Origin of the sequence: Ruegeria arenilitoris, from assembly GCF_013035315.1 — a bacterium.
GTDB classification, from domain to species: Bacteria; Pseudomonadota; Alphaproteobacteria; order Rhodobacterales; family Rhodobacteraceae; genus Ruegeria; species Ruegeria arenilitoris_D.
In genome coordinates this window covers 318,009-343,628 of the sequence record NZ_WQHP01000005.1, presented here as the reverse complement: position 1 = coordinate 343,628, position 25,620 = coordinate 318,009, and the positions used below count along the sequence as shown (strand labels likewise).

The following is a 25,620-nucleotide window of genomic DNA, read 5'->3' as shown; positions in this document are numbered from 1 at the left end:
AGTTTCAAAAAAAATGCGGTTTTTGATAGTCTTTCTCAAGTTAGAAGTGTTTGTACTATTTGTTTTGAGAGTGAGTAACGATGGAGCGAGTTCTGAAGATGCGCTTGCCACATGTGATTGTAAGTGGGATGCCAGTTGCGCTTGTCAGCGATACCGAACTTAGCTCAGCGATGGTCGAAGATGTAAAACGCCGGCGAAGCGGTGAGGCTCAACGCGCATTGACGGTTTTCGATGCTAACGCATACGGTATCTCGCTGTACGAAAATGACCCGCAATTTGCCAAGGCAATTAATTCTGCGGACATAGTGCACGCAGATGGTCAGATCGTTGTCTGGGCTTCCAAATTTGCGCGAGGTTCGAAGCCAATACCAGAGCGCACGGCGACAACAGATTTCATCCACACAGCAGCCGGTCCTGCTGTTAAGCATGATATCAGTTACTATCTGTTGGGTGGCACGGAAGAGATCAACCGTTCCTGCGCTGAAAAGCTGATTGAGCTTCATCCCGGCTTGACCATAGCAGGTCGGAGGAACGGCTATTTTGACGAGTCTGAAATTGACGCGGTTGTTTCGGACATCAACGACAGTAAGGCCGATGTTCTTTGGGTCGGGTTGGGTAAGCCAAAAGAGCAACTCTTTTCACTCGAAATTAAGCCTCGTCTGGAGCATTGCGCTTGGATCGTGACATGCGGCGGTTGCTTTCATTATGTGGTCGGAGACTATGCGCGCGCGCCTGTTTGGATGCAAAAAATCGGACTGGAATGGCTTCACCGTACCGCGACTGGCCCCCGTCACATTCGAAAGAGGCATTTTCGCAGGTACCCACATACGATCAGCGTGGTTCTTAAGAAAGATATTTTGAAGTTTAAGTGAATTGTTGAAAAGGCTCGGGGCTTTTTTTCCTTTGTCTTGTTAGTGGGTTGAGTTGTTCAGAAGGGAATTCATGTGTCGAAAGTGGAATTCATAGGAATTGGCGCGCAGAAAGCTGCAACCACTTGGTTGCATCATGTTCTCTCAGAGCATCCACTGATTGCGACCAGCGAGCCCAAGGAGCTTAATTTTTTCACGGCGAATTATGACCGTGGGTACACATGGTACGAGAGCAATTTCCGTGACATTGCTGAAAATGCGATCAAGGGTGAGTGCTCGCCTACTTATTTCTTTAGTCGTGACGCCGCTGAACGCGCAGCCCAGTATAGCCCGGATCTGAAGCTTATATGCATATTGCGAGACCCAATCGAACGGGCATTTTCGAACCATATGCATGAAATCCGCAAAGGCCATATCCCACCAGAAACAACATTCGAAGCCGCATGGAAACGAAATCCGGCATATTCACTACAAAGCCAATACAAGGCTGATCTAGAGACCTGGCTGGCGAATTTCGATCGCGATGCTCTGCTGGTTTTGTTTTCCGAGGACATCGCGTCGAATCCAAATGCAATTTATGAGCAAGTGTGTGGTCATTTGGGTGTTGAACCCAAACGACACCCGGCCTCACTCACAGAACGGCATCACGAAAACGTCACTTACCTTTACCCAGCGGTTCAAAAAACGCTGCGCTACGGAGGGGATGCGATGCGCTCGCTGGGGATGCAGGATCTGGTGAAAAACCTCAAAAAAGCGCCTGGGCTCAAGCAGGCTCTTTCGATGAACAAGCAACACTTGAAGACGAAGGTAGCACCTCCGACGCCAGAAATGCGGGAGATGCTGGTCGAGCATTTCCGATCGGACGTTGAGTATGTGGCGCAACTTACTGGGCGTGCGGTTCTACCCTGGCCGACCTGGCGCGATATGAGTTTTGTCAATTCTGCAGCAAATGAGTGAATTATGGGCGTATCAAACACTTTGAACATGGCTGGGGATATGCGCTTGAACCAAGTGGTGCGGATGACCCGGCGTTTGCTTGGCGCCCGCTTTCTGGATAGCGAGGATTTTCTGCCGGTTATCTCTCCAGAGAAAGGGGAGAAGCTTGCCGCATTAGCTCGAAAAGCGCGTGGCAGCATCGAGACCCCGGTTTTGGTGCTTGGTGTGATGCCGCGATCAGGCACCAATTTCTTGCGCGACCTCATCGCAATGCACCCCGATGTTGGGGCTGATCCGGGTCGTTTATATGAGTTCCCTCTATTGCACGCGGCTGGGGATGCTGCGGCTTTTACTCGGGATTTCTTGCGATACTTCCCAAGAAACGAAGAAGTCTTGGGACAGTATGACGTGCTGGCCATGCTTGCTGGCAGCTGGTTCAGAGAGTTGCAAGCGCAGGTTGATGGTAAGCACATATTGCTGAAATGCCCCCACGTTCATGACCTGTCACTGGCGCGGTACATCTTTCCCGATGCAAAGATCATCCTGTGCATTCGGGACGGGCGTGATGTCGTTGACTCTTCGCTCAAGACATTTTCTCGGTTTTCACTTACGAGCAAAAACTTCCGCCAATTGGCAGATGAATGGCGCTTGGGGACCGAGGCCATCATGACCTATGCGGAAGGTGGACCGAACTACAATGAGGATATGATAGTTGTTCGTTACGAAGATATCCTTGCTGATACGAATAAATACGTCGAGAAACTTCTGAATCATATCGGTTTGAATGCGGCTGCGTTTCCCTGGGACGAAATCGAAAAGCTACCGGTCCGAGGGTCATCCCGATCCACGGCCTCTGACGATAATCGTTGGCAGCCAGAAACCAAATCTGCGGATTTCAATCCAGTCAAGCGCTGGGCGTCTTGGTCCGATGGAAAAAAAACGCGGTTCGATAGAATCGCGGGGCACGCGTTAGAGTTGGCCAGTTATGAGCGCTGAAGAACGATCTCAGGCGGAACTACACGTTGCGATTTGCATTGCGACCTATCTGCGCCCTGAGGGGTTGCGGGCTTTGATTGAAAGTTTGAACAATCAGCAGTTGGGTGAACGGGACGTGCGCGTCACGTTGGTAATCGCAGACAATGCCCCAGATGCCATGGCCCGTTCGGTTCTGGGCGACATTCAAAGTTTGTCACGTTGGCCAGTGATCTACGTATTGGAACATGAGCGTGGAATCGTGTCGGCGCGCAACCGAACACTGGCTGAGGCCCCGCGGGATGCAGACTATTTCGCGTTTTTGGATGATGATGAAACCGCCTCTGAAAACTGGTTGGCAGAGTTATTGGGAATCATGATTTTACCCAACACAGTTGCGGTTCAGGGAGCTGTAGAGCCGCGTTACGACGAGGCTCCGCCCGCTTGGGTCGAACAACTGAACCTGTTCCGAATGGGTCCCTACGAGCAGGGGGCTGAACTTCCATCAGCTGCCACCAACAATTCAATGGCGGATGCTGCCATCATTAGAAAACAGACCATTAGGTTCGACGCCCGCTTTAACACCACTGGCGGAGAGGATGAGGAGTTTTTTTCGCGACTTCGGATCGAATCGGGCGGGACCATCCGTGCTGCTGCGCAGGCTTTGGTCTGGGACCATATCCCAGCTCACCGGGCGACGATGCATTGGCTCAGGCGTCGTTGGTTTCGCATGGGGCATACACTGGCGCGTATAGCTCAAATCCGTCGCAAGGGAATCCCGATACGTGTGGTAAAAGGTTTTGCGGCAATTGGCTGGGGGCTCGTGATGTGTGTTTTCCTTGGTTTCGGGTCAAAAGCAAGATGCTGTAAAGGAGCGCTCGAAATGTATCGTGGGGCCGGGATGTTGGCGGCCTTTTTGCAGATTCGTTTCGACGAATACAATACGGCTGCCGTCCGCTTGGACCGAGCAAGAGGGGGCTGAGATGAGCAAGCCCGGGCCTGAGTTTTCGATCATCATTCCAGCTCGGAATATGGAGCGGTATGTCGAGGAAACGCTACAAAGCGTGTGCCATCAGACGATGCAGGATTTTGAAGTTCTTTGTGTAGATGACGGCTCGATTGACGGCACCCGAGAAATCCTGGATCGTTTCGCCGATTGTGATGCCCGTTTTGTGCCCGTGAATGGACCAGCCAAAGGTGTCAGTGCGGCGCGCAATCTGGGTTTGAGTTTGGCGCAGGGCAAATACATCCTGTTTTTGGACGCGGACGATTTGTTGCACGCCAAAGCCTTGCAATTTTACGCGAATGCTCTCGCGGAGTCTGGTGCAGCCGGTGCCGTGGCTGGCGTACAACGAATTAACTCCAAAGGTGAAGAAATAAACGGCGCTGACAACCGTCTGCTGGTGCCTAGCGAGAACCAATTGGGGGCGCTACTGCGGAAGAATTATATTGTTAACGGAGGAGCGCTGGCGCTAAAAGCCGATGCAGTTCGTCAATCCGGCGGTTACGACGAAGATCTGGTACATGGCGAGGATTGGGAATTTTGGTGCCGGGTCGCCTTGATCGGTAAGTTCTGTGTCGTTGAGGGGTCGCCGCTTCTTTATTATCGCCAAGTGGCAAGCGGGGCGAATTTCAGAACCCGCGATCCCGCATTCGCTCGCCGGGTTCCCTGCCTTGAAAAGATATCTGCCAACCCGGAAATGCGGAAGTTTTTTGGTTCGCGACTGCCACTTTTTCTGCGCGCCCGTAAAATTGATATTTTCTGGTCGGGGGTGCGAAACCAATACCAGTATGGGCGAAAACCCATGGCACTATTGGAAGGTGTCTGTGGGGTGTTTATGTATCCTGATAGTCTGTTTCGTCCGAAACTGATCTACAGGTTTGTGCGCAGCTTGGATCGAAGGGCGTAGGCCAAGGCCGACGGCTGTCTCGTACGCGCAGGGAGAATGGGGCATATGCCATATTCACGACGGGCATTTTTGTTGCTGGGTACATCTTTGGTTGCTGCGCCGATTGTAACTGCGATCTTGCCCAGTATTGCGGCGGCTTCTGATTTCAAAGTGGATATCAGTTTCTTAGGAAACAACGGGTTGCAATTGACAGTAGTCGACACGTTATTCGACAAGTCGACCCCGATCGAAGTGACGCAGGCGGATCGGGTTCGCTGGTCACCGGATCCGACAAACGCATTTGGCGCAGTCGGCAAATTGAATGGAACGGCGGGCTATTTTTCGGGCGATGTACATGCCACTGCGCCGCAAATGTTCACGGCTTGGCCTCAGGTTGTGAAGAAAAGTCAATTGGCAGGCTTCCACGTTGGCCGCCCTGAAAGTCACTCACGAGCAGCTGCTGACCAGCCAGAAAACTGGAACATCGAAATTGATGGAGAACCCGTCGGGATTGCCGGTCTCTGGCGAAAATCTTCGCCTATTCGCACTCTTGCTGTGGCGGTTCGTCAATGGGAAAGCACAAAGCGGCATTTGGTAACTTTTGAACTGGACCAAGTCATTCCTTCAGGTGCGGTCGTTCGCATAAAGGGCCCATCCTTTGCAGAGAAAGAGTTTGTTAAGAACTCTGATCTGCGCAGTGAATCCGTTCATGTATGCCAGGCAGGCTACCCGTTGATCGGCCCCAAAAAAGCTTATGTCGGCAGTTGGTTTGGGCAGGACACGGCAGGCGGGTCCGGGAGTACCGACAAACTGCTGACACACGAAACAGAGTGGAACCTCGTTTCTACGCAGGACTATACCGTGGTTCGATCCGGCCGTCTGGCCTTGGCAAAGCCCGTATCGGAGCCGCATCGGGATGGCTTGAACTTTAACGGTTGTGATATCTACGAGATCGACTTCTCGGATCTTGACCTAGAGGGTGAATTCCAGATCCAAGTGACGGGATTAGGGCGATCTTTCCCCTTCATTGTGTCGTCAGCGCCCTATGAAGAAGCCCTTCGACTGGCGGCCCGATGGTATTTTCACCAGAGATCCGGGTGTGAAATCACCGCCCCCTTTGGTGAGGGTCGAACCCGACCGCGCAATGGGCACCCGGAAGATGGGCTGACAGTTTGGCAAACGGACCTGAAGCTTGGTTTCATGAGGGACGGCTATGGAGAGGCAAGGGCACCAAAAGCACTGTCAGAAAATGTGAACGCTCTGGGTGGTTCGGACACCGCCCCTGAGCGCTCCTCTATGGAACCCAACCCTGATGCCTGGGGCGGCTGGCATGATGCTGGGGATTGGGATCGACGTGTCCAGCATATGGATGCTGTCTTTCATATGGCCGATATTGTTGAGACTTTTCGTCATTGCCAGAATCTGGATCTTAACCTGCCGGAAAGCGGCAAGCCCTTTTCGCATGCGGATGTCGTTTCGCGCAAAAACGATGCCGATATGGGTGACGGCGAAACCGTTCTACCTGATCTCATTCATGAAGCACTGTGGGGCGCATCGCTTTGGCGTCGAACCCAACGCGAAGACGGCAGCATTATCGGGGGTGTCGAGTATTCCGTAAGTGGGATTCTGGGCTCGGTATCCTGGAATCCAGTTCAGAAAACCTATGCCTATGGCCCCGAGGAATGGGCTGCATATCGATTTGCTTATGGCGCGGCAAAGCTAGGCCATGTGGTATTTCACTTCTGCGGAGATACCGTTCTTGGGCGTGCCATTGTCTCCGAAGCGACACGTGCTTGGCTGTGGGCTGAACGACAGCCAACTGACCATTTGTCTAAGGCTGCACGTGGACGAGTTAGCCAAATTCGAAGTGCCTCGGCTGCCGTTGTCTACCGGGCCAGTGGTGATCAGCAGGCGCGCAAGGTTTTTGAGGATCAGAACCCGTTCGTCCCGCAAGCCGAAAAGCCCGACCCTTCGTTGAAAAAAGAGGTCTTCCCGAGTGCCTATCTGGAATATGTACGAGCCGGGCGCGAAGGCCGAGAGGTGAACGCTGACATTGCTGCAGCCATAGAAAAGTGGATCAGATATCGCGCGCTGAAGGGTCAACGGATGGGGCGTGACTACGGGCTGCACAATACCGCTGATTATCCCTGGGGTCTGGGCTGGTTGCGCTTTGGTCCGGGCTCGAATTGGCGAGCGGGCCAGATGGCTATGTTGTTTGCGTTAGAGGGTGATGCGACCCCTGAGATACATAGCGCCGCAATCGAAGGCATGTGGTTCGGACTGGGTTGCAATCCCGCCAACGTGAGTTTTGTGCAAGGGCTGGGTCATCGGGGATTTTCAGATCCTCTTTTGACAGATCAGCGGGGCGGTGAAAAAATCCCGGGTCAGATCAGTTTCGGTGTGGCGGGTGGAAAGATGTATGATTGGGAATTGCGCAAAACCGCCGGCGCCTTCTATCCAACTGATCAACAAGTCTGGCCGATATACACGCAGATTTTTGAAAGCCACAGTATCGCAATAGCAGCTGAGCACGGGATCAAATCGAATGCGATGGAATGGTTGGTCGCTTGTGCGCTTGCAACAATGCCTGCCTGACCGAGCGGCCCGCCAGACAACCATGGGATTTCAATGTTCTGGTTCGCTGCCTCTTCACAATGATGTCGAGTACTCTTTAACACTGTTTGGGTCTTAGCTATGTCTGAATCACGCCAGCGGAGCTTCGCCGGCCCTTGATGTCCGCGTTGAACAAACGGGAGCGCGCCAATGTTGTTTCTCCGCCCAGTTTTTGCTGCCTTGTCACTCTGCTCTTTGCCGGTCGTAGCCATCGCGCAATCTGAGGCGGCGGGCGGGTTGCAGATTGAATTGAATACGGTTCAGGATGTCGGCTCGTCGTGCCGACTGACCTTCGTCGTGGAAAACCAAACCGGGACGGCCATTGACGAAGCCAGCTTTGAGACGGTGATTTTTGACGCCTCCGGCAGTGTTGTCAGCTTTTCGCTTTTCAATTTCCGTGATCTTCCCGCCGATCGGCTTCGGGTGCGCCAGTTCGACTTGCCGGGCATGGCGTGCAGCGCTGTCGGCAGGGCGCTGATCAATGGCACCAACACCTGCACCGTGGCCGGTGAGGACAGTTCGATCTGCGAGGACGGGTTGAAACTGCAAAGTCGTACAGATGTGGAGTTGATCGGATGAGCCCCTTTGACGCCTTGCGCGAAATTCTGGATCTGGGCGGGCCGGTTGTTGCCATCCTGATCGCAATGTCGGTGGTGACCTTGTCAGTCACGCTCTACAAGTTCTGGCAGTTTGCGGCATCCGGCGTCGGACGGCACCGGGTTTTGTCCGAAGCGCTGGCCGCTTGGGATGCAGGCGACGCCGCGACTGCGCGTGCGCGTCTGGCCCAAAGCCGCAGCTATCTGGCCCCGCTGGTTCAAGTCGCGATGGAGGCACCCGATACACCAGGTTTGGATCAGCGGCTGGATGCCGAAGCCGGTCTGGCGCTGGCCGGTCTGGAACGCGGGTTCCGTCTGTTGGACACTGTGGCCCAGCTTGCACCTCTGCTCGGGCTGTTCGGCACTGTTCTGGGGATGATCGAGGCGTTTCAGAGCCTGCAATCAGCAGGATCGTCCGTTGATCCTTCGCTGCTGGCGGGTGGGATCTGGGTGGCGCTCATGACAACCGCTGTGGGGTTGGCCGTAGCGATGCCGACCTCGATGGTCTTGTCCTGGTTTGAAAGCCGCACCGCGCGCGAACGGGTTTTTGCGGACAAGGCGCTGCGTACCATTCTGGTGCCGGGTCAGGCTGTTCCGCAGGCCGATGAAAACCGGGCGATGGTGACTGCGCCTGGACATGCGTAACGCTGCACCCTTTGTCAGACGTCCGATGTCGATGACACCGCTCATCGACGTGATCTTTCTGCTGTTGCTGTTCTTCATGCTGTCCTCGACCTTTTCGAAGTACGGCGAGATTGAGCTGAGCAACGCGGTTGGCGGCAGCGCCACTTCGGACACGCCGACCAAGCGGCTGTTTTTGCAGTTGGGAACTGAGCGGTTGGTGCTGAACGGGCAACCGGTGTCCCTGAGCGATCTTGAGACGCAGCTGGAAACCGGTCAGGTGCTGATTAGCCTTGATCCGGACACGACCGCTCAGCGTGTCATCGACGTGCTTGTCCGGCTGCGCGGCCGTGAAGGGCTTAGCGTGTTGGTGCTGGAATGATCAGGTATAGGCGGCCCAAACGCAGACGCGACTCGACGATTGCGCTGATCAATGTCGTGTTTCTGATGCTGATCTTTTTTCTGCTGACCGGCACGCTGGCACCGCCGCTGGATCCTGATCTCGAATTGGTCAAAACGGCCGATCTGGAGGGGCGAGAACCGCCCGACGCCCTGGTCCTGCATGCGGATGGAACGCTGAGTTTTCGCGGCACTCCAACCGATCCCGAAACCCATATGCAGGGCCGTGGATCGGAAGCCGTGCGTATTGTCCCCGACCGGAATGCCCCAGGACCTCGGCTCATTGAGGTGACTGGAGCGTTTCGCCGTTTGGGGGCCACATCGGTCCTTGTCGTGACCGAGAAGGCTCTGGAATGATCCGGCGGTCGGCCTTCATTGCGGCGATCGCCATTCTGGTGTCGCTGATCCTGCACCTGATGGGGTTGAGCTTTACTGCCCCGCGATCTTCCAGCGATCTGTCAGGTTCACCGGGGAGTGAGTCCGTCGAACTGAGCACGACGTTCGAAGATCTGGCCGAGGTTATAGCCGACCCGGTCGAGCCAGAACCGGCCGAAGAGCCCGAACCGCCGCTGGAAACGCCACCCGAAGAACCCGAGATTCCGGTCAGCGAGGCGCTTGTGGCTTCGGAAAACCCCGAGCGAGTGTCCGCGCCCGACCTTGGCGAGGCCGAGGTTGTCGATCCGGTGGTCACCGAACCGGTTGAACCGGAAGTGTTAGAGACTGAAAACACCTCCGAAGGCGCTGCCGTTGCCAGTGATGAGGCAGAAGAAACCCCCGAGGAGGAGCCGGAAACCGTAACGGAGTTGCCTGAGGGAACCCCTGAAGCGGACGTCACCCAGCCCGAGGTCGCAACAGAGGTTCAGCCGGTGGCCCCCGAGCCGCAGGAGCTGGCAGCCTTGCCGGTTGCACCTTCGCCCGAAACCGCAATTCCAGTTGTCCCGCTGGAAACTGAGGCGATTGACCCCGAGAGCCCCGAAGCGTCGCCGGAACCAGCGCCAGAAGCCGCGACGGATGGGACCGAGCTGGCGGTGACCTCTTCGATCCGGCCCCAACGCCCCGAACGCCAACCGACAGCTCAACGCAGAGGCGTGCAGGGTGGCGCACGGGATTTCAGCGCGCTGCAATTCCCGTCCGAAGAGGTCGAGTCGCCGCTCTATGCCTACAGACGTGAAGGGCTGGATGCTTTTACATCCGGCAATAGCGGCAGCCGTTCGGGCGGGCGTGGACCCGGTAACTCGGACACGACCAACTATGCTGGTGAGGTTCTGGTCCATCTGAACCGGGCCCCCGTGGTCTTTGTATCTGCCCGCGGGTTCGCAAAGGTGTTTTTCGAAATAAACCCGGATGGAACACTGGCCTGGGTTGATATCGTGGACAGTTCCGGATCGGCCGAAGTTGACCGCGCCGCCCGTGCGCAGGTGCAGGCCGCATCGCCGTTTCCGCTGCCGCCAGGGGGGGTCAGCCGCAAGCTGTCCTTCTTCTATACAAGCAACTGATCGGGATACCCGATACGCCATTTCACGCTTAAAAATAAGGCCTTTGAGCGGAATTCCGCCTGAATCAACAAGTGAATCCGATCATGCAGCGAGGCTGCCTTTTGCCGCAATTGCCGACATGTAAAAAATTTGGCATTTAAATGGGTGTCGTCGCATTTCTGTGATCAATTCTTTGTAATGAAATACAGCTGACTACGAAATACGCGAAATTGCTTGAGAATTTGGGTTTCGGCTGTTTTCCCGCATTTGCAAAGATGCCACAAGTATCAGTGTGATCCCAATGAAATTCGGCGAAACCATTGCAGGCGCACGGAAATTATCCGAATAGGCCCGCAGCCGCTTCGGTGGCTGCACTCCTCTCAAAACTTATGGGTTTACCATGAAAAAACTTCTCATTGCATCGACGGCACTGGTCGCAACCGCAAGCGTTGCAGCAGCTGACGTCCGTTTCAGCGGTTACGGCCGTTTTGGTATTGGCTACCAAGAAGACCGTACCGGCACCGTAACAAACATCGACACCGCGACTGGTACAACTGGTACCGCGACGGTTGATACCGACAACACCATTCTGGTCTCGCGTTTCCGCCTGAACATCGACGGCTCCGCCGAAACTGATGGCGGCGTTGAGTTCCAGGCGCGTGTCCGCCTGCAGGCTGACGACAATTCCGGCAACGGCGAGCAGGAACGCGCCGGTCTGAACGGTGCGCGTTTCTCGGTCATCTACGGTGGTCTGCGTGTTGACGCGGGCAACGTTGCTGGTTCCTTCGACAACCTGGCAAACTACTTCGGTAACGAGCCCGGTCTGGAAGAGTTCCTGGGTCAGTATTCGGGCGTGAACTACGAGTTCCTCGAGTACACCTCGACCGGTTCGGGTGCCAACGCTGTGTTCTTCCAGTACGCAGTCGGCGACTTCGCCTTTGGCGCGTCGTATGACCAAGCGACTTTCGCAGTCGATGGTGTTCCGCAGGATGGCGACCGTTGGGACGTCAGCGCAACTTACACCTTCAACAACATCACCGCTGCTTTGGCCTATGGTGAAACCAAAGCAACTGTGAACAGCAACAGCGAAAAGCAGTCGCTGACCGTTCTGACCCTGGGTGCCGAGTTCGGCGACTTCTCGGGTACTCTGTTCGTCGCGGACGATGACGTTGTGAACGCTGCCGAGAACGGCACTGCATATGGTCTGTCGCTGGCCTACAACCTTGGCGCTGCTACCACCCTGCAGTTTGCTTACGGTGACGGTTCGGCTGACGAAGATGAGCGCAACATCGGTGTCGGCGTCATCTACGATCTGGGCGGCGGTGCATCGCTGCGCGGTGGTGTCGGCGAAATCAAAACGGGTGATGCAGACGGCCGCATCCGCGCTGACTTTGGTGCGCAGTTCAACTTCTAAGTTGACCTGAACCTGAGTGTTCAAAGGGCGGGCCATGAGGTCCGCCCTTTTTTATTTCTTTTCAAAGAACAAAATGACCTCGCCCAGCCGGACTCCAAAGCGCGAGACATAGGCGCGGTTCAGCAGGCGGTCATCTTCCAAGAGCCACATCCAGTCGTCAAAGTTGACCCGCATGGTCCCCTCTTTCACCGGCAGGTCAATCTTGTACTTCCAGTTGAACGTATCGCCGCGCTCGACGCCACTGGCCGTGCCCAGCACACCGGGGGCGGTGCCAGTCCAGGTGTCCTCGCCGGTTTTGGTCAGGGTCCATATACGCTGTTCCGTGGCGCCGTCATCGTAGACAAAATCTTCGACCAGGGTCAGTGTTTTGCCATCCCATGTGCCGTCGATATCCACCGTAAAGCGGCGGGGGACATTGCCCAACACATCCTGGAACTGACCATAGGCGACGGTTTTACCTTCGAAGAACTCTTCCAGGTTCAATTGCCGGTCTGACAGGAACGTTTTGGGCACGCGCGGCTTGGCCGAGCAAGCGGTCAAAACGGCAAGGCCTGCGATCCCAAGCCCCGCGATAAGGAACCGACGCCGCGTCATTGGATCGGCCTTTGCTCGGCATCCGCATCGTACCCGTTTGCGCCGCTGACATGGGCGGTTTGAACCTCGGGCGCGGGACGCATGGTGGCGATCAGTTCGGCGACCTTGATGCCGAATTTGCGCATTTCGGATCTGTTCATGATCACGCCGTTTTCAGTGAGATACATCCAGTCCGTGACGTCCAAAGTATGGCCACCCGCGTCTTCGGGCAGGATGATGCGGTAGGTCAGCTTGACGGTCGATCCCGATATTGTGCCTTTGCCTTCGCCAACGATGTCGTCCGCCGTTGCGGTGAACGTATTGCCGGCGCCCAGTGTCAGGTACCATTTACGGGTCATCTGTTTGCCGTTGGAGTAGGTGAAGTATTCGGCCAGTGTACCGGTGTTACCGTCCCATTCGCCCACCATACGGGCGACGAAGCTGTTCGACATCTTTCCGTTTGGCCCATAGATCAAGCCCTCGGACAGGATCTCTCCGTTCAGGGCTTCTTTCATCTTAAACGCGGGCCCGGTGCCGGTATAATCGGACGGGGATTGCGAGCGAAAGCTCAGAAACCTGTTCTTGGCCACAAATACGGCAAGGACAGCGAGCAGTATTACAACAAGCGTTTTCATTTGGCTGAGACCTCCGTTGGCAGCGTCAGGACCATGCCAAACGCGCCGAGTTTCAGGATGCAGGGCAGCACCGCATAAGCCAGGTTGAGTGTGTCCAGGGCTTGTGCAGAGTTTGTCTGACCGGGTGTGAACCCGCTGCGCTCCAGCAGGGGCAGAGTGAAAAAGGCAGCGAGCGCGAGGCCCAGTTTGCCGGCAAAAGACCAAAACCCAAACGCGGCCGAGGCGTTCAGGCCGGCGCGGGTCAAAACGACCGAGAACATGGCGGGCAAAACCACCATATCAGCCCCTAATGCCGCGCCGGATGCAAGGCAGATCAGGGCAAAGCCCAACAGCTCGCCCGCGGGCAGCATCGCAGCGCCGATGAAGCTGGCGATCGACAGGGGCATCGCGATGATCAGAGTCTGTTTCGGGCCAATTCGATTGCTGAGACGCGCCCAAAGCGGCACGGAGGCCCCCGCACTGAGGAAGAACAGGATCAGCAACGGACCGGCTTTTCCGGGCAACTGCAGGCGATCTTCGACGAAAAACAGAAACAGAGTCGACGTGATGGCAACCGGTAGGCTGTTCACCAACGCCAGGGCCAGTAGGCGCAGCGCCCCGGCTTGCCCTAACCCGGCAAAGGACAAACCGTCACCGGTGATCGGCGTGCGCCGCCACATTGGAAAGGTCAGTGTAATGGTCACGACGGACAGAACGCCCAGGAACAGCCCGAATGCGGGGTATCCTTGTGCACCCGCCCCTAAGACCACGAACAATGCCGGGGCGCTGGCGGCAATGACAACGCCCGCCAACTGGCCGCCTTCTCGGAACGCCGCCAGTGTCATCAGCTCTTTGGCGTCAGCCTTTTTGGCCAGCGTGGCGCTGCGGCCGTATAGCAGGATGGTCCCAAGGCTGTAGGCAGAGAACAGCAGGATCAGGATCAGGATCAGCGAGGTTACACTTGCACCTTCGGGCAAGGCAAAGAGCAGCGGAAAGCCCACCGCCAGACCCAGCGCGGCAAGCGCAGCGAACAACAACTGGCCACCTGGCCAGCGGTCGATCGCCCAACCAATCAACGGGTCTTGCACCAGGTCCACCAGCCGGATCACCAACAACGCGGTGCCGATCACCCCAAGGCTGATCCCTAGGTTGACCGCTGCAAAACGCGGCAGGTGGATATACAGCGGAATACCCGCCGCCGCGAGCATCAGCGCATAGAGGCTGACCCGTGGATACAGCATCACTGGCCCTTTAACTGCCGAGTAAAGCTTGCGGATCTGGTATTGTCGCCAAGAAAGATCGACATGAACGTCTTTTTGACCCCGGGGCTCGACAGGGTGCAGGTCTTGCGCCCGTTACGCCAGAAGCCGACCTTGTTCGGCCCTTCGGATACCGCAAGATAGCTGTCACCTTTGCTTACAGCCTGAAAGCACGTCTCCAGCTGCGCCTGCGTCATTCCGCTGTTGCCCTGTCGTGTCATCTCATCCAGCGTCGATTCAACCAGTGCTTTCTGTTTGATGTTGCGCCGGTAGGTCAGCTGCAGGCCAAAGTCTTCGCTCCAGCTGAATGGTGCGCCGCCGGGCGTGTAAAGCTTGGCGTCATAGACCGGCAGTCCCAGATAGCGGAACGTTGCGGTTCCACGCAGTTCGGCGTTCGGCAGTTGCGCCGCCACCGTGGATGCAGCAAGCCCACCGGGGGCCAGCAGCATCATAGTCAACAGCGCTGCGCGCCACAAAGGGTTATTCGGCCGGGACAGGGATGGCCGGGTCTTTTGCAAGATTGCCATTGTCAGCTCCGATGGTTTGCGGGGTGCCCTTCAACCGCTCGACAACATGCATCGCGCTGGCAATCCCGTCTTCGTGAAAACCATGCCGGTTGTATGCACCGGCAAACCAGGTGTTGTTCTGTCCCTGCATCCCGCGGATTTGACCCTGTGCCTTCAGGGCAGCGTGATCGAACACCGGATGCGCGAATTCGATCTCGTCGTAGATTTTGTCTTCCGAAATCTGGGCCTGAGTGTTCAGCGTCACAAACATCGGATCACTGTCCGGAATGTTCTGCAGGCGGTTCATCCAGTAGGTCACACCAACGTTTCCGGCCTGCGAACGATAGGTCCAGCTGGACCAGCAGGCCCGCCGTTTCGGCATCTGGCCCGGATCGCAATGCAATACGGCCTTGTTGGGTTGGTACTTGATGGCACCAAGGGCGGCTTTTTCCTCGTCCGTGGCGCTGTCGCCCAGAATGGCCAGCGTCTGGTCTGAGTGGGTTGCCAGAATGATCTCGTCATACAGATCCGCCTGACCCTCGCTGTGGACGGTGACGCCCAGATTGTCCCGGTGAATGTGTTGAACCGGAGAGGCCACGCGAATTTCACACCCGCGGGCGCGCAAAGCGGCCTCGATCCGGCGGACATATTCGATGCTGCCGCCTTTGACCGTCCACCATTGATGTTGCTTTGAACGATCTCCGGCCAGCAAAGCGTGGTTCTGGAAAAACTGCACCAGTGATCGTGCCGGGAAACGGTCGATGAACTCGACCGGAGTGGACCAGATCGCGCCGCACATCGGCATGAGATAGTTGTGGCGGAACCAATGGCCCAGACGAAGCTGGTCGATCAGCTCACCGATTGTGGTTTCGTCGTCTTGGGCGGCCTGCGGGGCCTCTTTGCCAAAGCGCAGGATGTCCGAAATCATTTTGTAATAGGCCGGACGCATCAGATTGCGTTTCTGCGCTGTCAGGGTGCGCAGATTGTTCAGGCCGTATTCAAGGCGACCATCGTCGATCGTGGCGCCAAAGCTCATTTCGCTTTTGATGACGGGAACGTTCAGTTCGTCGAACAGCTTGGTCAGGTTTGGGTAGGTGGCATAGTTGAACACGATAAACCCGGTATCGACCGGTTGATCGCCATTCTTGCCCGCCATCACCGTCCGGGCGTGGCCGCCCAGCCGTGGTTCAGCCTCATAGACCGTGACATCGTTGTCTTCGGATAGGTAGTAAGCTGCGGATAGACCTGAAATGCCTGCACCTACAATTGCGATTTTCTTGCGTACGCCCCGCGGTTCGTCGAACATGTGATCCTCTTAGTGCGACATTTTACAAGGATTACGCAGCAAGGCCGAATGCGGATCAATCACGTTTGATTATTTTTTTCATTGCTCTAGCTGGTTTAGGCTGACCCGAGTTTAATGTTGCGATGACATGATCCAGCTGAGCACCCGGTCCGTAAAACATCCAGAACCTTTCAAGGAAAACGAAACCAAAGCCGGTTTGCTATACCCGGCGTCCCGGATACCCCGCGCATGAGCAGTTTTGACGGAAAAACCTATTGGATCATCGGTGCCAGCGAAGGCTTGGGCCGGTGTCTGGCCGAGGCGCTCAGCCGTCAGGGGGCCAATCTGGTGCTGTCGGCGCGCAATGCAGCGCGGTTGGCAGAAATCTGCGAAGCATTGCCGAACACGCGTGCCGTCCCCTTTGACGTCACTGATCTGGACGCTGTGCGCCGGGCGGTGGCAGAGGTCGGAGAGGTGGACGGGCTGGTCTATAACGCTGGTGCCTATGAGCCGATGAAAACGGCCGATTGGGATACCGAGACTGTCTTGTCGATGACCGACGCGAATTATCTGGGTGCGCTGCGGGTGCTGGGTGAGGTCGTGCCTGGCCTTGTCAGCGCCGGTCGCGGGGATATCACGTTGATCGGGTCACTGTCCGGCTATCGTGGTCTGCCCGCCGCGGTGGGCTATGCGGCCAGTAAGGCAGCGCTGGTCTCGTTGGCTGAGACGATGCGCTTCGATCTGGCCGGTACAGGTGTAACGGTGCGGATCGTCAATCCCGGCTTCATCAAGACCCGGCTGACCGAGAAGAACAACTTCAAGATGCCCATGCTGATGACGCCCGAGGATGCGGCGGTTCGGGTGATCAAGGCGATGTCGCGACGACAGTTCCGGACCGATTTCCCAGCACCGTTTTCTTGGGTGATCCGATTGCTGGACTACCTGCCGGATTGGGTGATTTACCGCGGAAAATAGACTCTAATCAGGTGTTCTAACCAAACTGCCCCTGACAGAACCAACCAGCCGACATGGTGCCGCCGTGGCCGTAGAACAGCCATAGCCGCTCGCCCTGTTCCGTCACCACCACCCAGTAATCGCGCACGCCGCTGCGCCAGTTGGGATCATCCAGCCACCATTCGGGCGCGATGCGTTCCGGGCCGGTGGCCTGCGCCAGTTGCCAGTCGCGCCCCCGCCAGCGAAAGGCGGCGGGTACATCCGGGGTTTCGGGGGCCATCACAGGTTCGGGCTGCCACATCTGCAAAGGGCGCGGGCGCGGCGGAGCAGGCCAGTCGCGGGCCGGTTCCGACCACGCCGCCGCCAGCGTCTGCGCCGTTTTCTCGGGGATATGCGAGGCCGCCGGGTGGCGACGCGTGATGACGTCCAGTCCGACCCGCGCGCCCAGCTTGCCGATCAGGTCTTCGACGGCGGTATTGCCCTCTAACCGCTCGCGGGCGACGCGGCGGGCCTCGGCATGACCGGCTAAGGTGCGGGCGTGGATGGGTTCGGTTTGCACGGCCTCAAGCCGTATCATATCGATGCCATAGCCTGCATCGATTTTGTCAATTTTCATCTCTAACAAAGGCCGAATGCGGTATTTGTCATAGGTTGGACGAGCCAGGCCGACCTCGATGACCTCGGCTGCTTGATCGGCGCGATGCGCCTCAAGCCGCAAAGTTCGCACGCCGCGCCCTTTCTCTTCCAGTTTGGCGCAGAGTGTTGGCAGTACCCGGTCGATGGCGGCCATCACATCTTCGGTCAGTCCAATCGGGTTGGGCAGGGTCATCCGTACTGCAAAGTTGTGCGGCGGACGGGCGGGTGAGACCGGCTCGGGCGCGCTGCCCATCGCCTGATCCAGCCGCAGCACCAGCCCACGTCCGAAACGGCGGGCCAGTGACGCACGCGGTTGTCCCAGCAGATCGCCAATGCGGCGCAGGCCCAGACGGTTCAACTGCGCGACGACCTGATCCTCAAGCCGCAGCGCCGCGATGGGCAGGGGGCTGAGCGCGCCATAGGACTGCCCCGGTGCCGCGATACGCGCGCCACCGCCCAAAGCCATCACTTGTGGCGCAGCCCCCCCTTTGGTCCAGTGCCGCCGCTTGGTGGCCCGGGCACGGGTGGCGCGCGCCTCTTGGCTGATTGCGTCGCCGTTGCGGTCAGACGTCGCCTCTTGCCCCGCATAGCGCGCCAGCGCCCAGGCCGCGCCCAGCGTGTCGGCAATTCCCATCTGCACGCTTAGCCCCATATCGGCGCAGTCGGTCTCGATCACGCTCAGCAGCGCTTCTTCCCCACCGAACAGGTGCGCACAGCCCGACAGGTCGACGACCAGCCCATCCGGGGCCTCTTCGGCGACCCAGGGGCTGAACTTGCCCGCCCAGCGGCGCAATGCGGTCAGAAAGGCGGCCTCGGCCGGGGCATTGCGGTGGCGTGTGATCAGGGTTGCGCACATGGCATGGGCGTCGCGCACAGGCTGACCCACACGCAGCCCGGCGGCCTGTGCCTCAGTATTCAATGAGGTGATGACTTGCATGTTCGACTGTTCGGCCACAACAGCCAAAGGGCCTGCATGCAGCCCCCGCGCGGCGCGGATCAGCCGTTCAGCCCCCAGACGGGGGAACCACAAAGACAGAATTCGGCGTTTTGGCATCGGCAGACATCAAAATGTTCCCATTTTGTTCTTACTTGAGAATCACGCCCCGAGTCCACGCTTACCCGCAGGTCAGGCGCTGAATGTTCCCCGACCCGGTTACATAAACGTTCAGGCGGTCGATGCGGTAATCTTGTGTGGCGATGTCATCGGGCCCCAGAACGCGCGACCGTTCGGGCAGCTGGGCCTGGATGGTCGAAACGGGCTGACCAATGGAGTCGGCAAAAGCTTCGCCCTGACAAAAGGCCAGATCGACCGGAGCGGCGTCCGTCGATGCCAGAGTCTCGACCGGCGCGGTTGTCTCGGCGCAGGCTGCCAGCAGGGCCAGGGCGGGAATAAATCGGAACATTGGCGTTTCTCCTTCTGACAACGTCGTTACTGCAATATCAAATAATTAACCAACCTGTCACCAAAGCGCAGTTGAAAACGCCCTGCAATTGACGCAGGGTCGGGCAAACAGGACAGGGAGACAACGATCATGCGTACCCGTGCCGCCGTCGCCGTTCAGGCGGGCAAACCTTTGGAAGTGATGGATGTGAACCTCGAAGGCCCCAAGGCGGGCGAGGTTCTGGTCGAGATCAAGGCAACCGGCATCTGCCACACCGATGAATTCACCCTGTCAGGTGCTGACCCCGAAGGCTTGTTTCCGGCCATTTTGGGGCACGAAGGCGCAGGTGTCGTGGTCGAGGTTGGCCCCGGCGTGACCAGCCTGAAGCCCGGCGATCACGTGATCCCGCTCTACACGCCGGAATGTCGCGAGTGTGAATACTGTCTGCACCCCAAGACCAACTTGTGTCAGGCGATCCGTGAAACGCAGGGCAAAGGCCTGATGCCTGACGGCACATCTCGGTTCTCGACCTTGGATGGCGATCCGATCCTGCACTACATGGGTTGCTCGACCTTCTCGAACCACACGGTTCTGCCTGAAATCGCGCTGGCCAAAGTGCGTGACGACGCGCCGTTCGACAAGATATGCTATATCGGCTGTGGTGTGACCACCGGTATTGGCGCAGTGATCAACACTGCCAAGGTGGAAATCGGCAGCCGGGCCATTGTCTTCGGTCTGGGTGGTATTGGTCTGAACGTTATTCAAGGTCTGCGTCTGGCCGGAGCGGACCAGATCGTCGGCGTCGATCTGAACCCCGCCAAAGTGGAAATGGCCACCAAATTCGGTATGACCGATTTCGTGAACCCCAAAGAGGTCGAAGGCGATCTAGTTCCTTACCTGGTCAATCTGACCAAGGGAGGCGCGGATTATACCTTTGACGCCACGGGCAATGTCGGCGTGATGCGCGACGCGCTGGAATCGGCGCATAAGGGCTGGGGCGAGTCGATCATCATCGGCGTGGCGCCAGCCGGTGCCGAAATCTCGACCCGTCCATTCCAATTGGTCACCGGCCGGTCATGGCGCGGGACGGCCTTCGGCGGCGCGCGTGGTCGGACGGATGTGCCCAAGATCGTCGACTGGTACATGGAAGGTAAGATCGAGATCGACCCGATGATTACCCACACCATGGGCCTAGACGATATCAACCACGGGTTCGACCTGATGCATAAGGGTGAGAGCATCCGGTCTGTGGTTGTTTACTGACCCACGCATTTCAGCTTGAAAGGGCGGGCTTCTGCTCGCCTTTTTGTTTCTATATTCAGGAAAAAATACCCGATTTTTTCGTATTGAGGGATGGTTTTGTCTTCGAAAGCAACAGGTCGATTGGCGGTTTTGATAGACGCAGACAATGTATCTGCGAAGCACATAGCTGAGATTTTTGAAGAGATAGCCAAACTCGGAGAAGCCAGCTTGCGGCGCGTTTACGGAGATTTCTCAGGCGACGCGTCGCAAAACTGGAGTGCGGACGACTTGGCGGCTTACGCCATCGTTCCGCAGCAGCAATTCGCCAACACCAAAGGTAAAAACGCCAGTGACATCGCACTGGTTATCGATGCGATGGACATCCTGCATTCCGGACGGTGCGATGGCTTTGTGTTGGTTTCGTCGGACAGTGATTTCACCCGTTTGGCCAGCCGCATTCGTGAGCATGGGTTGGAAGTAGTCGGGATCGGAGAGCGCAAAGCCCCAAAGGCCTTTGTCGCAGCCTGTAACCGTTTTATTTACATAGAAAATATTCAAAAAGAGGCCAATAAGGCGCAAAAGTCACCTAACTCAGATTCGGCCGGTCACAGGCAGAGGCTCAATCACGCGTATCAACTTATTCGCAACGTTGTATTGGACACGAGCGAGCCAGATGGTTGGGTGCCTCTAGCCTATGTCGGCAGCCAAACTGGGAAAATCTACCCAGACTTTGACGCGCGTACATATGGTCAGAAGCGGCTAAGCGATCTGGTTCGAGCCATCGACCGGTTTGACGAAAACGGTGAAAATGGCGGCCTTAAAATCCGATGCAAGGACGCCAAATAGGCACCGGTTACTCTGATGGGTTTCGCGTGGGTCGTGCCGAAGCACCCGTATCTGCGCGCGGAGACCGCACTTTGAGAACCGGTTTATTCGACGACACATCTGTCCGGCTTTCCCGCCAGACGACGAACACGCCAGACGCGATAATTATACTGGCACCTACCGCGACCCAGATGTCCGGGCGTTCGCCAAAGAAGACCATGCCAAAGATCGTGGCCCAGATGATCTGGCTGTACTGGCTGGGGGCTACAACTCCCGCAGGCGCAGCGCGATAGGCCAGAATGATCAGGTGCTGAGCGATCACGGAAAACAGGCCGACCAGCGCCATCATCGCCAGATGCAGTAGGGACGGGGCCTGATACACGGCGGGTTGAGCGGCGCTCATGACGACGATGGCCAGAAGCATCGGATAAAGGATCAGGACGGCGGAGCGCTCCTCGTTCCCGATTTTGCGCACCAGAACCGATCCGAAGGCGCTGCAGAATGCGGCCGTCAGCGCGGCCAGATGGCCCAGCGTGATCTCGGTCGCGCCGGGGCGCAGAACGATCAGGACGCCGATCAAGCCAACGCCCACTGCGGCCCAACGCTGGGCGCGCACGACCTCTCCTAGAATCGGGATCGACAGGACGGTGACGATCAGGGGGAACGAGAACAGCAGCGAATAGACCTCGGCCAGGGGCAGGACTGAAAATGCGTAGAACGCACAGGACATGGCCGTCACCACAAGGGCCGAGCGCAGCATTACCAGCCACGGGTGATGCGGGCGGAAATTGCTGGGAGTCCGGTCGGCCAGCATGGACACGGCCATGGGCACAAAGGAAAACAGCGTGGCGAAAAAGATGATCTGCATCACCGAATAGGTGGCACCCAGCGCCTTGATCAGCGCATCGTGGCTGGCAAAGACAGCAAAGCCCACAAACGCATAGCCAAGTCCCCGGAGGGTGGAGTTCTGAGTGCTCATCGGTGCGGCCTCGGGTGATGTATCGGTGTTGTGATGCGCCACCACATCGCGGGTGCTGCGGCTGGCTTGCCCTTGAGTAAACCCATTTTGGCGGCGCGCATAGCCCCTAATTTACCGCTAACATCGCATGGCTGCTATGACCGCTTGTCATCGCAGGATCGGGGGCGCATCCTTGGGTTGGCGCGCTGATTGCACCCCGGCCTTCATGCCTACGCCGATGCGCCGTGCCAGAGCGACCCATGGGGTTGCGGTGTCCGGGGGCAGCGTTTGGGCCGCGACCTCTTCAAACAAGTCCAGCCAATGGGCGAACATTTCGGGCTGTACGTCCGGCCGTTCGATATGGGTCCGCTGTGGATTGCCGTCATAGCTGCGTTCGAACAGGATCGCATTGCGCCAGAAAGCAGCGATCTTTTCCTCGTGCGCGGGCCAGTCGGTGACGTGTTTGTTGAACACAGGACCCAGCACTGCGTCCTCGCGCACGCGGGCATAAAAGGCGCGGACCTGCGCGTTGATCTGATCTGGCGTTGCAGGAAAGCGCGGCGGCAATGTGGGTCTGGTCATTTTTGGTCCGATTTCGACTCTGTATCGGGCGGATAACCGTTTCAGGCGTCAGGCAACAGGCGTGGTTTTGTCGCGCGGGTCTGGCGTCAGGATATGCCGCAGTAAGGCCACCGGATGAGCCCGCAGGCTGAGGCGGGTGGCGACGTAATCCTCGACCACCTGTTCGCCCAATGTCATCTGCGGCAGATAGGCCTCGGGTTCATCCAGCACCTCACCCTCCAGATCCTGCGAGAACAGAGGCAGAGGTTTTGCAGTGGCAATCGCCTTGGCCTGCCATAGCGCCTCGCGCCGGGTCAGGTCGCAGGCGGCAAAGGCGTCGGCCTCGGCCAGCCGTTCGATCACCGAAGGGCCAAGGCCTGCTCGACGCCAGACGTCATCGACCTGATGGTAGCCGTTACCGCGCGCGGCGGTCAGCCAGCTAGCGTCTTCTTCGCTAAGACCCTTGATCTGGCGAAACCCCAGCCGCAGGGCTAGTCCGCCATGGCCATCAGGCTCCATCACATTGTCCCAGAAGCTTGCATTGATGCAGACCGGGCGCACCTGAACGCCGTGTTCGCGTGCATCGCGCACGATCTGGGCAGGCGCATAGAACCCCATCGGCTGTGAGTTCAGCAGGGCGCAGGCAAAGATGCCGGGATGGTGGCATTTGATCCACGCCGAGGCATAGACCAGCAGCGCAAAGCTGGCCGCGTGGCTTTCGGGGAAGCCATAAGAGCCGAAACCTTCGATTTGCGAGAAACAGCGCTCGGCAAAACCGTCGTCATAGCCGTTGCGCTTCATGCCGCGCAGGAACAGGGCGCGGAATTCGCTCACGGACCCATGTTTCTTGAAGGTCGCCAGAGACCGCCGCAGCCGGTCGGCCTGTTCCGGGGTGAAGCCCGCGCCGACAATGGCGATCTGCATCGCCTGTTCCTGAAACAGCGGCACGCCCAGCGTTTTACCCAGGACCTCGCCCAACTCGTCCGAGGGGAAGCTGACCTCCTCCTCTCCGTTGCGGCGGCGGATATAGGGGTGGACCATGTCGCCCTGAATGGGGCCGGGGCGGATGATGGCGACCTCGATCACCAGATCGTAGAAATTGCGCGGCCGCATCCGGGGGAGGAAGTTCATCTGTGCACGTGATTCCACCTGAAACACGCCGACCGAGTCCGCTTTGCAGAGCATGTCATAGACCGCCGGGTCTTCGGGCGGCAGGGTGGCCAGCGTATAGCCGGTCTGGTGGTGCTGGCTGATCAGGTCGAACGCCTTGCGGATGCAGGTGAGCATCCCAAGGCTGAGGACATCGACCTTGAGGATACCAAGCGAGTCGATGTCATCCTTGTCCCAGCAGATGACCGTGCGATCTTCCATCGTGGCGTTTTCGATGGGGACAAGTTCGTCCAAACGCCCCTCGGTGATGATGAAACCACCCACATGCTGCGAGAGGTGGCGGGGGAAGCCGTCGATCTCATAGACCAATGATAGAGTCTGTTTCAGGCGGCGATCCTCGGGGTCGAGGCCAATCTCGCGCATCCGGTGCGCCTCGAGCCCGACGGTCGAGAAGAACCCCCAGAGTTGCGAGGACAGCGCCGAGATTGTGTCCTCGGTCAGACCCATCGCGCGCCCGACCTCGCGAATGGCGCGCTTGCCGCGATAGTGCACGACCGTGGCGCAGAGACCCGCGCGTTCGCGGCCATAGCGGTCGTAGATATGCTGGATCACCTCTTCGCGGCGTTCGTGTTCGAAATCCACGTCGATATCGGGCGGCTCATCGCGGGCTTCCGAGACGAAGCGCTCGAAGACCATTGTGCCCAGTTCGGGGCTGACCTCGGTGATGCCGAGACAAAAACAGACGACTGAATTTGCCGCTGACCCGCGTCCCTGGCACAGGATATCGCGGGACCGGGCGAATTTGACGATGTCGCGGACCGTCAGGAAATAGGGTTCGTATTTGAGCTTGCCGATCAGGGTGAGCTCATGCGCCAGCATCTTCTTGGCCTTTTCCGACGCGCCTGCGGGGTAACGCCATTTCAGCCCTTCATGCGCAAGTCGGTGCAGGCGTTGGGTTGGGGTTTCCTGCTCGCTACCCTCGCTGGGATATTCATAGCGTAACTCGTCGAGCGAAAAGGTGAGTTCTTCGCTGAGCGCATGCGCGCGGGTGACGGCCCCCTCATGGCCTTTGAAGATGCGCAGCATCTCGGTCTCGGACCGCAGACGTTGCTCGCCATTGGCCAATGCCTCGCGACCCAGATCATCCACTTTTCGGCGCAGGCGGATGGCGGTCACCACATCGGCCAGTTTGCGGCGTGCACCGTGGTGCATCATTGGCGTGGCGCTGGCGAGGGTGGGGATGCCGAGTTGTTTTGATTCAGTTTCTAACAAAGAGAAATACGTGTTATCTGCGCCGTCATAGCGGGGATACATCAACAGATGTATTCGCCCGGCAAAGCGGCGCGTCACCTGTTGCGCTTGTGTTCGCCACGCGCTCGCGCCGCCCTGGGACCGGTCCGCGTGTGGCCAGAGGAGCAGGTGGAGGCCGTCGGCGAACTCCATCAGGTCGGACAGGTGCAGGATGCAATCGCCTTTCTCGGCCCGCAGGCGGCCCGCTGACAGGATACGGCACAGATTGCCCCAGCCCTGTCGGTTCAGAGGCAGGGCGGTGACGGTGGGCGCGTCGGTAAAGATTAGCCGCGCCGCCGGGATCAGACGAGGGACCGCATGGATCGGATAGGACGGCGGTTTCGCGATGTGGTCAGGGCAAGGTGGGCCGATGGATGTGTTCTGCCCCTCCCACTCGAGCCGTTCGCGTACCTTGCGGGCGATCTCGCGCCCTTGTGTATGAGCGCGGACGATCCCGGCGACCGAGTTGTCATCGGCAATCGCGATGGCAGGCAGGCCGAGGGTTACGGCACGCTCCATGTACTCCTCGGGGTGGGACGCCCCGGTGAGGAAGGTGAAGTTCGACGTGATCGACAGCTCGGCATACATGGCGATTCTATATTATATTCACGTTTTGTTCTTTTTCGAGTCCTTTGCGCAGG

At 57.9% G+C, this 25,620-nt stretch carries 25 protein-coding genes; 15 read left to right on the top strand and 10 right to left on the bottom strand.

Annotated features, from left to right (window positions below; all coding sequences use genetic code 11):
* Nucleotides 1–80 precede the first annotated feature (80 nt).
* The 12 genes from GOV53_RS13535 to GOV53_RS13480 all read left to right on the top strand — a co-directional run bounded on the left by GOV53_RS13535 (nt 81) and on the right by GOV53_RS13480 (nt 11,784).
* The gene (locus tag GOV53_RS13535; RefSeq protein ID WP_170467437.1) at nt 81–872 is read left to right on the top strand and encodes a WecB/TagA/CpsF family glycosyltransferase; all 792 of its coding nucleotides are present in this window, start codon (nt 81–83) and stop codon (nt 870–872) included.
* Between the two features lie 72 nt (nt 873–944).
* Entirely contained in the window at nt 945–1,826 is an 882-nt protein-coding gene (locus GOV53_RS13530; protein WP_170467435.1) for a sulfotransferase family protein, read from the top strand.
* 3 nt (nt 1,827–1,829) lie between these two features.
* Nucleotides 1,830–2,801 (top strand): sulfotransferase family protein, encoded by a 972-nt coding sequence (locus tag GOV53_RS13525; RefSeq protein WP_170467433.1) that lies wholly within the window; start codon nt 1,830–1,832, stop codon nt 2,799–2,801.
* Nucleotides 2,791–3,759, top strand: coding sequence for a glycosyltransferase family 2 protein (locus GOV53_RS13520; protein ID WP_170467431.1), 969 nt, complete (start codon nt 2,791–2,793; stop codon nt 3,757–3,759). Before GOV53_RS13525 ends, GOV53_RS13520 begins: the two co-directional genes overlap by 11 nt.
* A 1-nt stretch (nt 3,760) precedes the next feature.
* Entirely contained in the window at nt 3,761–4,687 is a 927-nt protein-coding gene (locus GOV53_RS13515; protein ID WP_170467429.1) for a glycosyltransferase family 2 protein, read from the top strand.
* A gap of 45 nt (nt 4,688–4,732) precedes the next feature.
* Entirely contained in the window at nt 4,733–7,261 is a 2,529-nt protein-coding gene (locus tag GOV53_RS13510; RefSeq protein ID WP_170467427.1) for a glycoside hydrolase family 9 protein, read from the top strand.
* A gap of 168 nt (nt 7,262–7,429) precedes the next feature.
* Nucleotides 7,430–7,858, top strand: a complete 429-nt coding sequence (locus GOV53_RS13505; protein WP_254439284.1) for a hypothetical protein — start codon at nt 7,430–7,432, stop codon at nt 7,856–7,858.
* A complete protein-coding gene (locus tag GOV53_RS13500; protein WP_170467425.1) occupies nt 7,855–8,520 on the top strand; it encodes a MotA/TolQ/ExbB proton channel family protein in 666 nt (221 codons plus the stop codon). Before GOV53_RS13505 ends, GOV53_RS13500 begins: the two co-directional genes overlap by 4 nt.
* The gene (locus tag GOV53_RS13495; protein WP_254439283.1) at nt 8,513–8,878 is read left to right on the top strand and encodes an ExbD/TolR family protein; all 366 of its coding nucleotides are present in this window, start codon (nt 8,513–8,515) and stop codon (nt 8,876–8,878) included. The genes GOV53_RS13500 and GOV53_RS13495 overlap by 8 nt, the downstream gene beginning before the upstream one ends.
* Nucleotides 8,875–9,252 carry an ExbD/TolR family protein gene (locus tag GOV53_RS13490; protein WP_170467423.1) on the top strand — a complete coding sequence of 126 codons (378 nt, stop codon included), beginning with the start codon at nt 8,875–8,877 and terminating at the stop codon, nt 9,250–9,252. The genes GOV53_RS13495 and GOV53_RS13490 overlap by 4 nt, the downstream gene beginning before the upstream one ends.
* The gene (locus GOV53_RS13485) at nt 9,249–10,391 is read left to right on the top strand and encodes an energy transducer TonB family protein (RefSeq protein ID WP_170467421.1); all 1,143 of its coding nucleotides are present in this window, start codon (nt 9,249–9,251) and stop codon (nt 10,389–10,391) included. Before GOV53_RS13490 ends, GOV53_RS13485 begins: the two co-directional genes overlap by 4 nt.
* A 379-nt stretch (nt 10,392–10,770) precedes the next feature.
* The gene (locus GOV53_RS13480; protein WP_170467419.1) at nt 10,771–11,784 is read left to right on the top strand and encodes a porin; all 1,014 of its coding nucleotides are present in this window, start codon (nt 10,771–10,773) and stop codon (nt 11,782–11,784) included.
* A gap of 51 nt (nt 11,785–11,835) precedes the next feature.
* Here the strand turns inward: GOV53_RS13480 and GOV53_RS13475 are convergent, their stop codons facing one another.
* From GOV53_RS13475 to GOV53_RS13455, 5 genes are read right to left on the bottom strand one after another with little or no spacing between them, the layout of a single operon-like run.
* The gene (locus GOV53_RS13475) at nt 11,836–12,378 is read right to left on the bottom strand and encodes a DUF3833 domain-containing protein (protein ID WP_170467418.1); all 543 of its coding nucleotides are present in this window, start codon (nt 12,376–12,378) and stop codon (nt 11,836–11,838) included.
* Complete coding sequence (locus GOV53_RS13470; RefSeq protein WP_170467416.1) at nt 12,375–12,992, bottom strand: DUF3833 domain-containing protein; 618 nt, start codon at nt 12,990–12,992, stop codon at nt 12,375–12,377. Before GOV53_RS13470 ends, GOV53_RS13475 begins: the two co-directional genes overlap by 4 nt.
* Nucleotides 12,989–14,212, bottom strand: coding sequence for an MFS transporter (locus GOV53_RS13465; RefSeq protein ID WP_170467414.1), 1,224 nt, complete (start codon nt 14,210–14,212; stop codon nt 12,989–12,991). The genes GOV53_RS13470 and GOV53_RS13465 overlap by 4 nt, the downstream gene beginning before the upstream one ends.
* Nucleotides 14,212–14,757, bottom strand: coding sequence for a hypothetical protein (locus tag GOV53_RS13460; RefSeq protein ID WP_170467412.1), 546 nt, complete (start codon nt 14,755–14,757; stop codon nt 14,212–14,214). Before GOV53_RS13460 ends, GOV53_RS13465 begins: the two co-directional genes overlap by 1 nt.
* The gene (locus GOV53_RS13455) at nt 14,711–16,042 is read right to left on the bottom strand and encodes an NAD(P)/FAD-dependent oxidoreductase (RefSeq protein WP_170467411.1); all 1,332 of its coding nucleotides are present in this window, start codon (nt 16,040–16,042) and stop codon (nt 14,711–14,713) included. The genes GOV53_RS13460 and GOV53_RS13455 overlap by 47 nt, the downstream gene beginning before the upstream one ends.
* 228 nt (nt 16,043–16,270) lie before the next feature.
* On the opposite strand from GOV53_RS13455, the gene GOV53_RS13450 reads away from it, so the two are divergent.
* Entirely contained in the window at nt 16,271–16,996 is a 726-nt protein-coding gene (locus GOV53_RS13450) for an SDR family NAD(P)-dependent oxidoreductase (protein ID WP_170467409.1), read from the top strand.
* 16 nt (nt 16,997–17,012) lie between these two features.
* Here GOV53_RS13450 and GOV53_RS13445 read toward each other — a convergent pair whose 3' ends face one another.
* Nucleotides 17,013–18,665 carry a DNA polymerase Y family protein gene (locus tag GOV53_RS13445; protein ID WP_170467407.1) on the bottom strand — a complete coding sequence of 551 codons (1,653 nt, stop codon included), beginning with the start codon at nt 18,663–18,665 and terminating at the stop codon, nt 17,013–17,015.
* A gap of 61 nt (nt 18,666–18,726) precedes the next feature.
* Nucleotides 18,727–19,014, bottom strand: a complete 288-nt coding sequence (locus GOV53_RS13440) for an I78 family peptidase inhibitor (RefSeq protein WP_170425974.1) — start codon at nt 19,012–19,014, stop codon at nt 18,727–18,729.
* 129 nt (nt 19,015–19,143) lie between these two features.
* Between GOV53_RS13440 and GOV53_RS13435 the strand changes: the two genes are divergently transcribed.
* Together GOV53_RS13435 and GOV53_RS13430 are read left to right on the top strand one after the other, a co-directional pair.
* Nucleotides 19,144–20,256 (top strand): S-(hydroxymethyl)glutathione dehydrogenase/class III alcohol dehydrogenase, encoded by a 1,113-nt coding sequence (locus GOV53_RS13435; RefSeq protein ID WP_170467405.1) that lies wholly within the window; start codon nt 19,144–19,146, stop codon nt 20,254–20,256.
* Nucleotides 20,257–20,346: 90 nt separating this feature from the next.
* Complete coding sequence (locus tag GOV53_RS13430; protein WP_170467403.1) at nt 20,347–21,081, top strand: NYN domain-containing protein; 735 nt, start codon at nt 20,347–20,349, stop codon at nt 21,079–21,081.
* Nucleotides 21,082–21,088: 7 nt separating this feature from the next.
* On the opposite strand, the gene GOV53_RS13425 is transcribed toward GOV53_RS13430, so the two are convergent.
* From GOV53_RS13425 to GOV53_RS13415, 3 genes are all read right to left on the bottom strand, one after another.
* The gene (locus GOV53_RS13425) at nt 21,089–22,039 is read right to left on the bottom strand and encodes a DMT family transporter (protein WP_170467401.1); all 951 of its coding nucleotides are present in this window, start codon (nt 22,037–22,039) and stop codon (nt 21,089–21,091) included.
* 147 nt (nt 22,040–22,186) lie between these two features.
* The gene (locus GOV53_RS13420) at nt 22,187–22,600 is read right to left on the bottom strand and encodes a group III truncated hemoglobin (protein ID WP_170467399.1); all 414 of its coding nucleotides are present in this window, start codon (nt 22,598–22,600) and stop codon (nt 22,187–22,189) included.
* Between the two features lie 48 nt (nt 22,601–22,648).
* Nucleotides 22,649–25,567, bottom strand: coding sequence for an error-prone DNA polymerase (locus GOV53_RS13415; RefSeq protein WP_170467397.1), 2,919 nt, complete (start codon nt 25,565–25,567; stop codon nt 22,649–22,651).
* Nucleotides 25,568–25,620: the final 53 nt, after the last annotated feature.

Bases quoted from the DNA above. Each gene is read 5' to 3' on its own strand.
- GOV53_RS13535 (WP_170467437.1), top strand. From the start codon at position 81: ATGGAGCGAGTTCTGAAGATGCGCTTGCCACATGTGATTGTAAGTGGG.
- GOV53_RS13525 (WP_170467433.1), top strand. From the start codon at position 1,830: ATGGGCGTATCAAACACTTTGAACATGGCTGGGGATATGCGCTTGAAC.
- GOV53_RS13520 (WP_170467431.1), top strand. From the start codon at position 2,791: ATGAGCGCTGAAGAACGATCTCAGGCGGAACTACACGTTGCGATTTGC.
- GOV53_RS13515 (WP_170467429.1), top strand. From the start codon at position 3,761: ATGAGCAAGCCCGGGCCTGAGTTTTCGATCATCATTCCAGCTCGGAAT.
- GOV53_RS13510 (WP_170467427.1), top strand. From the start codon at position 4,733: ATGCCATATTCACGACGGGCATTTTTGTTGCTGGGTACATCTTTGGTT.
- GOV53_RS13505 (WP_254439284.1), top strand. From the start codon at position 7,430: ATGTTGTTTCTCCGCCCAGTTTTTGCTGCCTTGTCACTCTGCTCTTTG.
- GOV53_RS13500 (WP_170467425.1), top strand. From the start codon at position 7,855: ATGAGCCCCTTTGACGCCTTGCGCGAAATTCTGGATCTGGGCGGGCCG.
- GOV53_RS13495 (WP_254439283.1), top strand. From the start codon at position 8,513: ATGCGTAACGCTGCACCCTTTGTCAGACGTCCGATGTCGATGACACCG.
- GOV53_RS13490 (WP_170467423.1), top strand. From the start codon at position 8,875: ATGATCAGGTATAGGCGGCCCAAACGCAGACGCGACTCGACGATTGCG.
- GOV53_RS13485 (WP_170467421.1), top strand. From the start codon at position 9,249: ATGATCCGGCGGTCGGCCTTCATTGCGGCGATCGCCATTCTGGTGTCG.
- GOV53_RS13480 (WP_170467419.1), top strand. From the start codon at position 10,771: ATGAAAAAACTTCTCATTGCATCGACGGCACTGGTCGCAACCGCAAGC.
- GOV53_RS13475 (WP_170467418.1), bottom strand. From the start codon at position 12,378: ATGACGCGGCGTCGGTTCCTTATCGCGGGGCTTGGGATCGCAGGCCTT.
- GOV53_RS13470 (WP_170467416.1), bottom strand. From the start codon at position 12,992: ATGAAAACGCTTGTTGTAATACTGCTCGCTGTCCTTGCCGTATTTGTG.
- GOV53_RS13465 (WP_170467414.1), bottom strand. From the start codon at position 14,212: ATGCTGTATCCACGGGTCAGCCTCTATGCGCTGATGCTCGCGGCGGCG.
- GOV53_RS13460 (WP_170467412.1), bottom strand. From the start codon at position 14,757: ATGGCAATCTTGCAAAAGACCCGGCCATCCCTGTCCCGGCCGAATAAC.
- GOV53_RS13455 (WP_170467411.1), bottom strand. From the start codon at position 16,042: ATGTTCGACGAACCGCGGGGCGTACGCAAGAAAATCGCAATTGTAGGT.
- GOV53_RS13450 (WP_170467409.1), top strand. From the start codon at position 16,271: ATGAGCAGTTTTGACGGAAAAACCTATTGGATCATCGGTGCCAGCGAA.
- GOV53_RS13445 (WP_170467407.1), bottom strand. From the start codon at position 18,665: ATGCCAAAACGCCGAATTCTGTCTTTGTGGTTCCCCCGTCTGGGGGCT.
- GOV53_RS13440 (WP_170425974.1), bottom strand. From the start codon at position 19,014: ATGTTCCGATTTATTCCCGCCCTGGCCCTGCTGGCAGCCTGCGCCGAG.
- GOV53_RS13435 (WP_170467405.1), top strand. From the start codon at position 19,144: ATGCGTACCCGTGCCGCCGTCGCCGTTCAGGCGGGCAAACCTTTGGAA.
- GOV53_RS13430 (WP_170467403.1), top strand. From the start codon at position 20,347: ATGGTTTTGTCTTCGAAAGCAACAGGTCGATTGGCGGTTTTGATAGAC.
- GOV53_RS13425 (WP_170467401.1), bottom strand. From the start codon at position 22,039: ATGAGCACTCAGAACTCCACCCTCCGGGGACTTGGCTATGCGTTTGTG.
- GOV53_RS13420 (WP_170467399.1), bottom strand. From the start codon at position 22,600: ATGACCAGACCCACATTGCCGCCGCGCTTTCCTGCAACGCCAGATCAG.
- GOV53_RS13415 (WP_170467397.1), bottom strand. From the start codon at position 25,567: ATGTATGCCGAGCTGTCGATCACGTCGAACTTCACCTTCCTCACCGGG.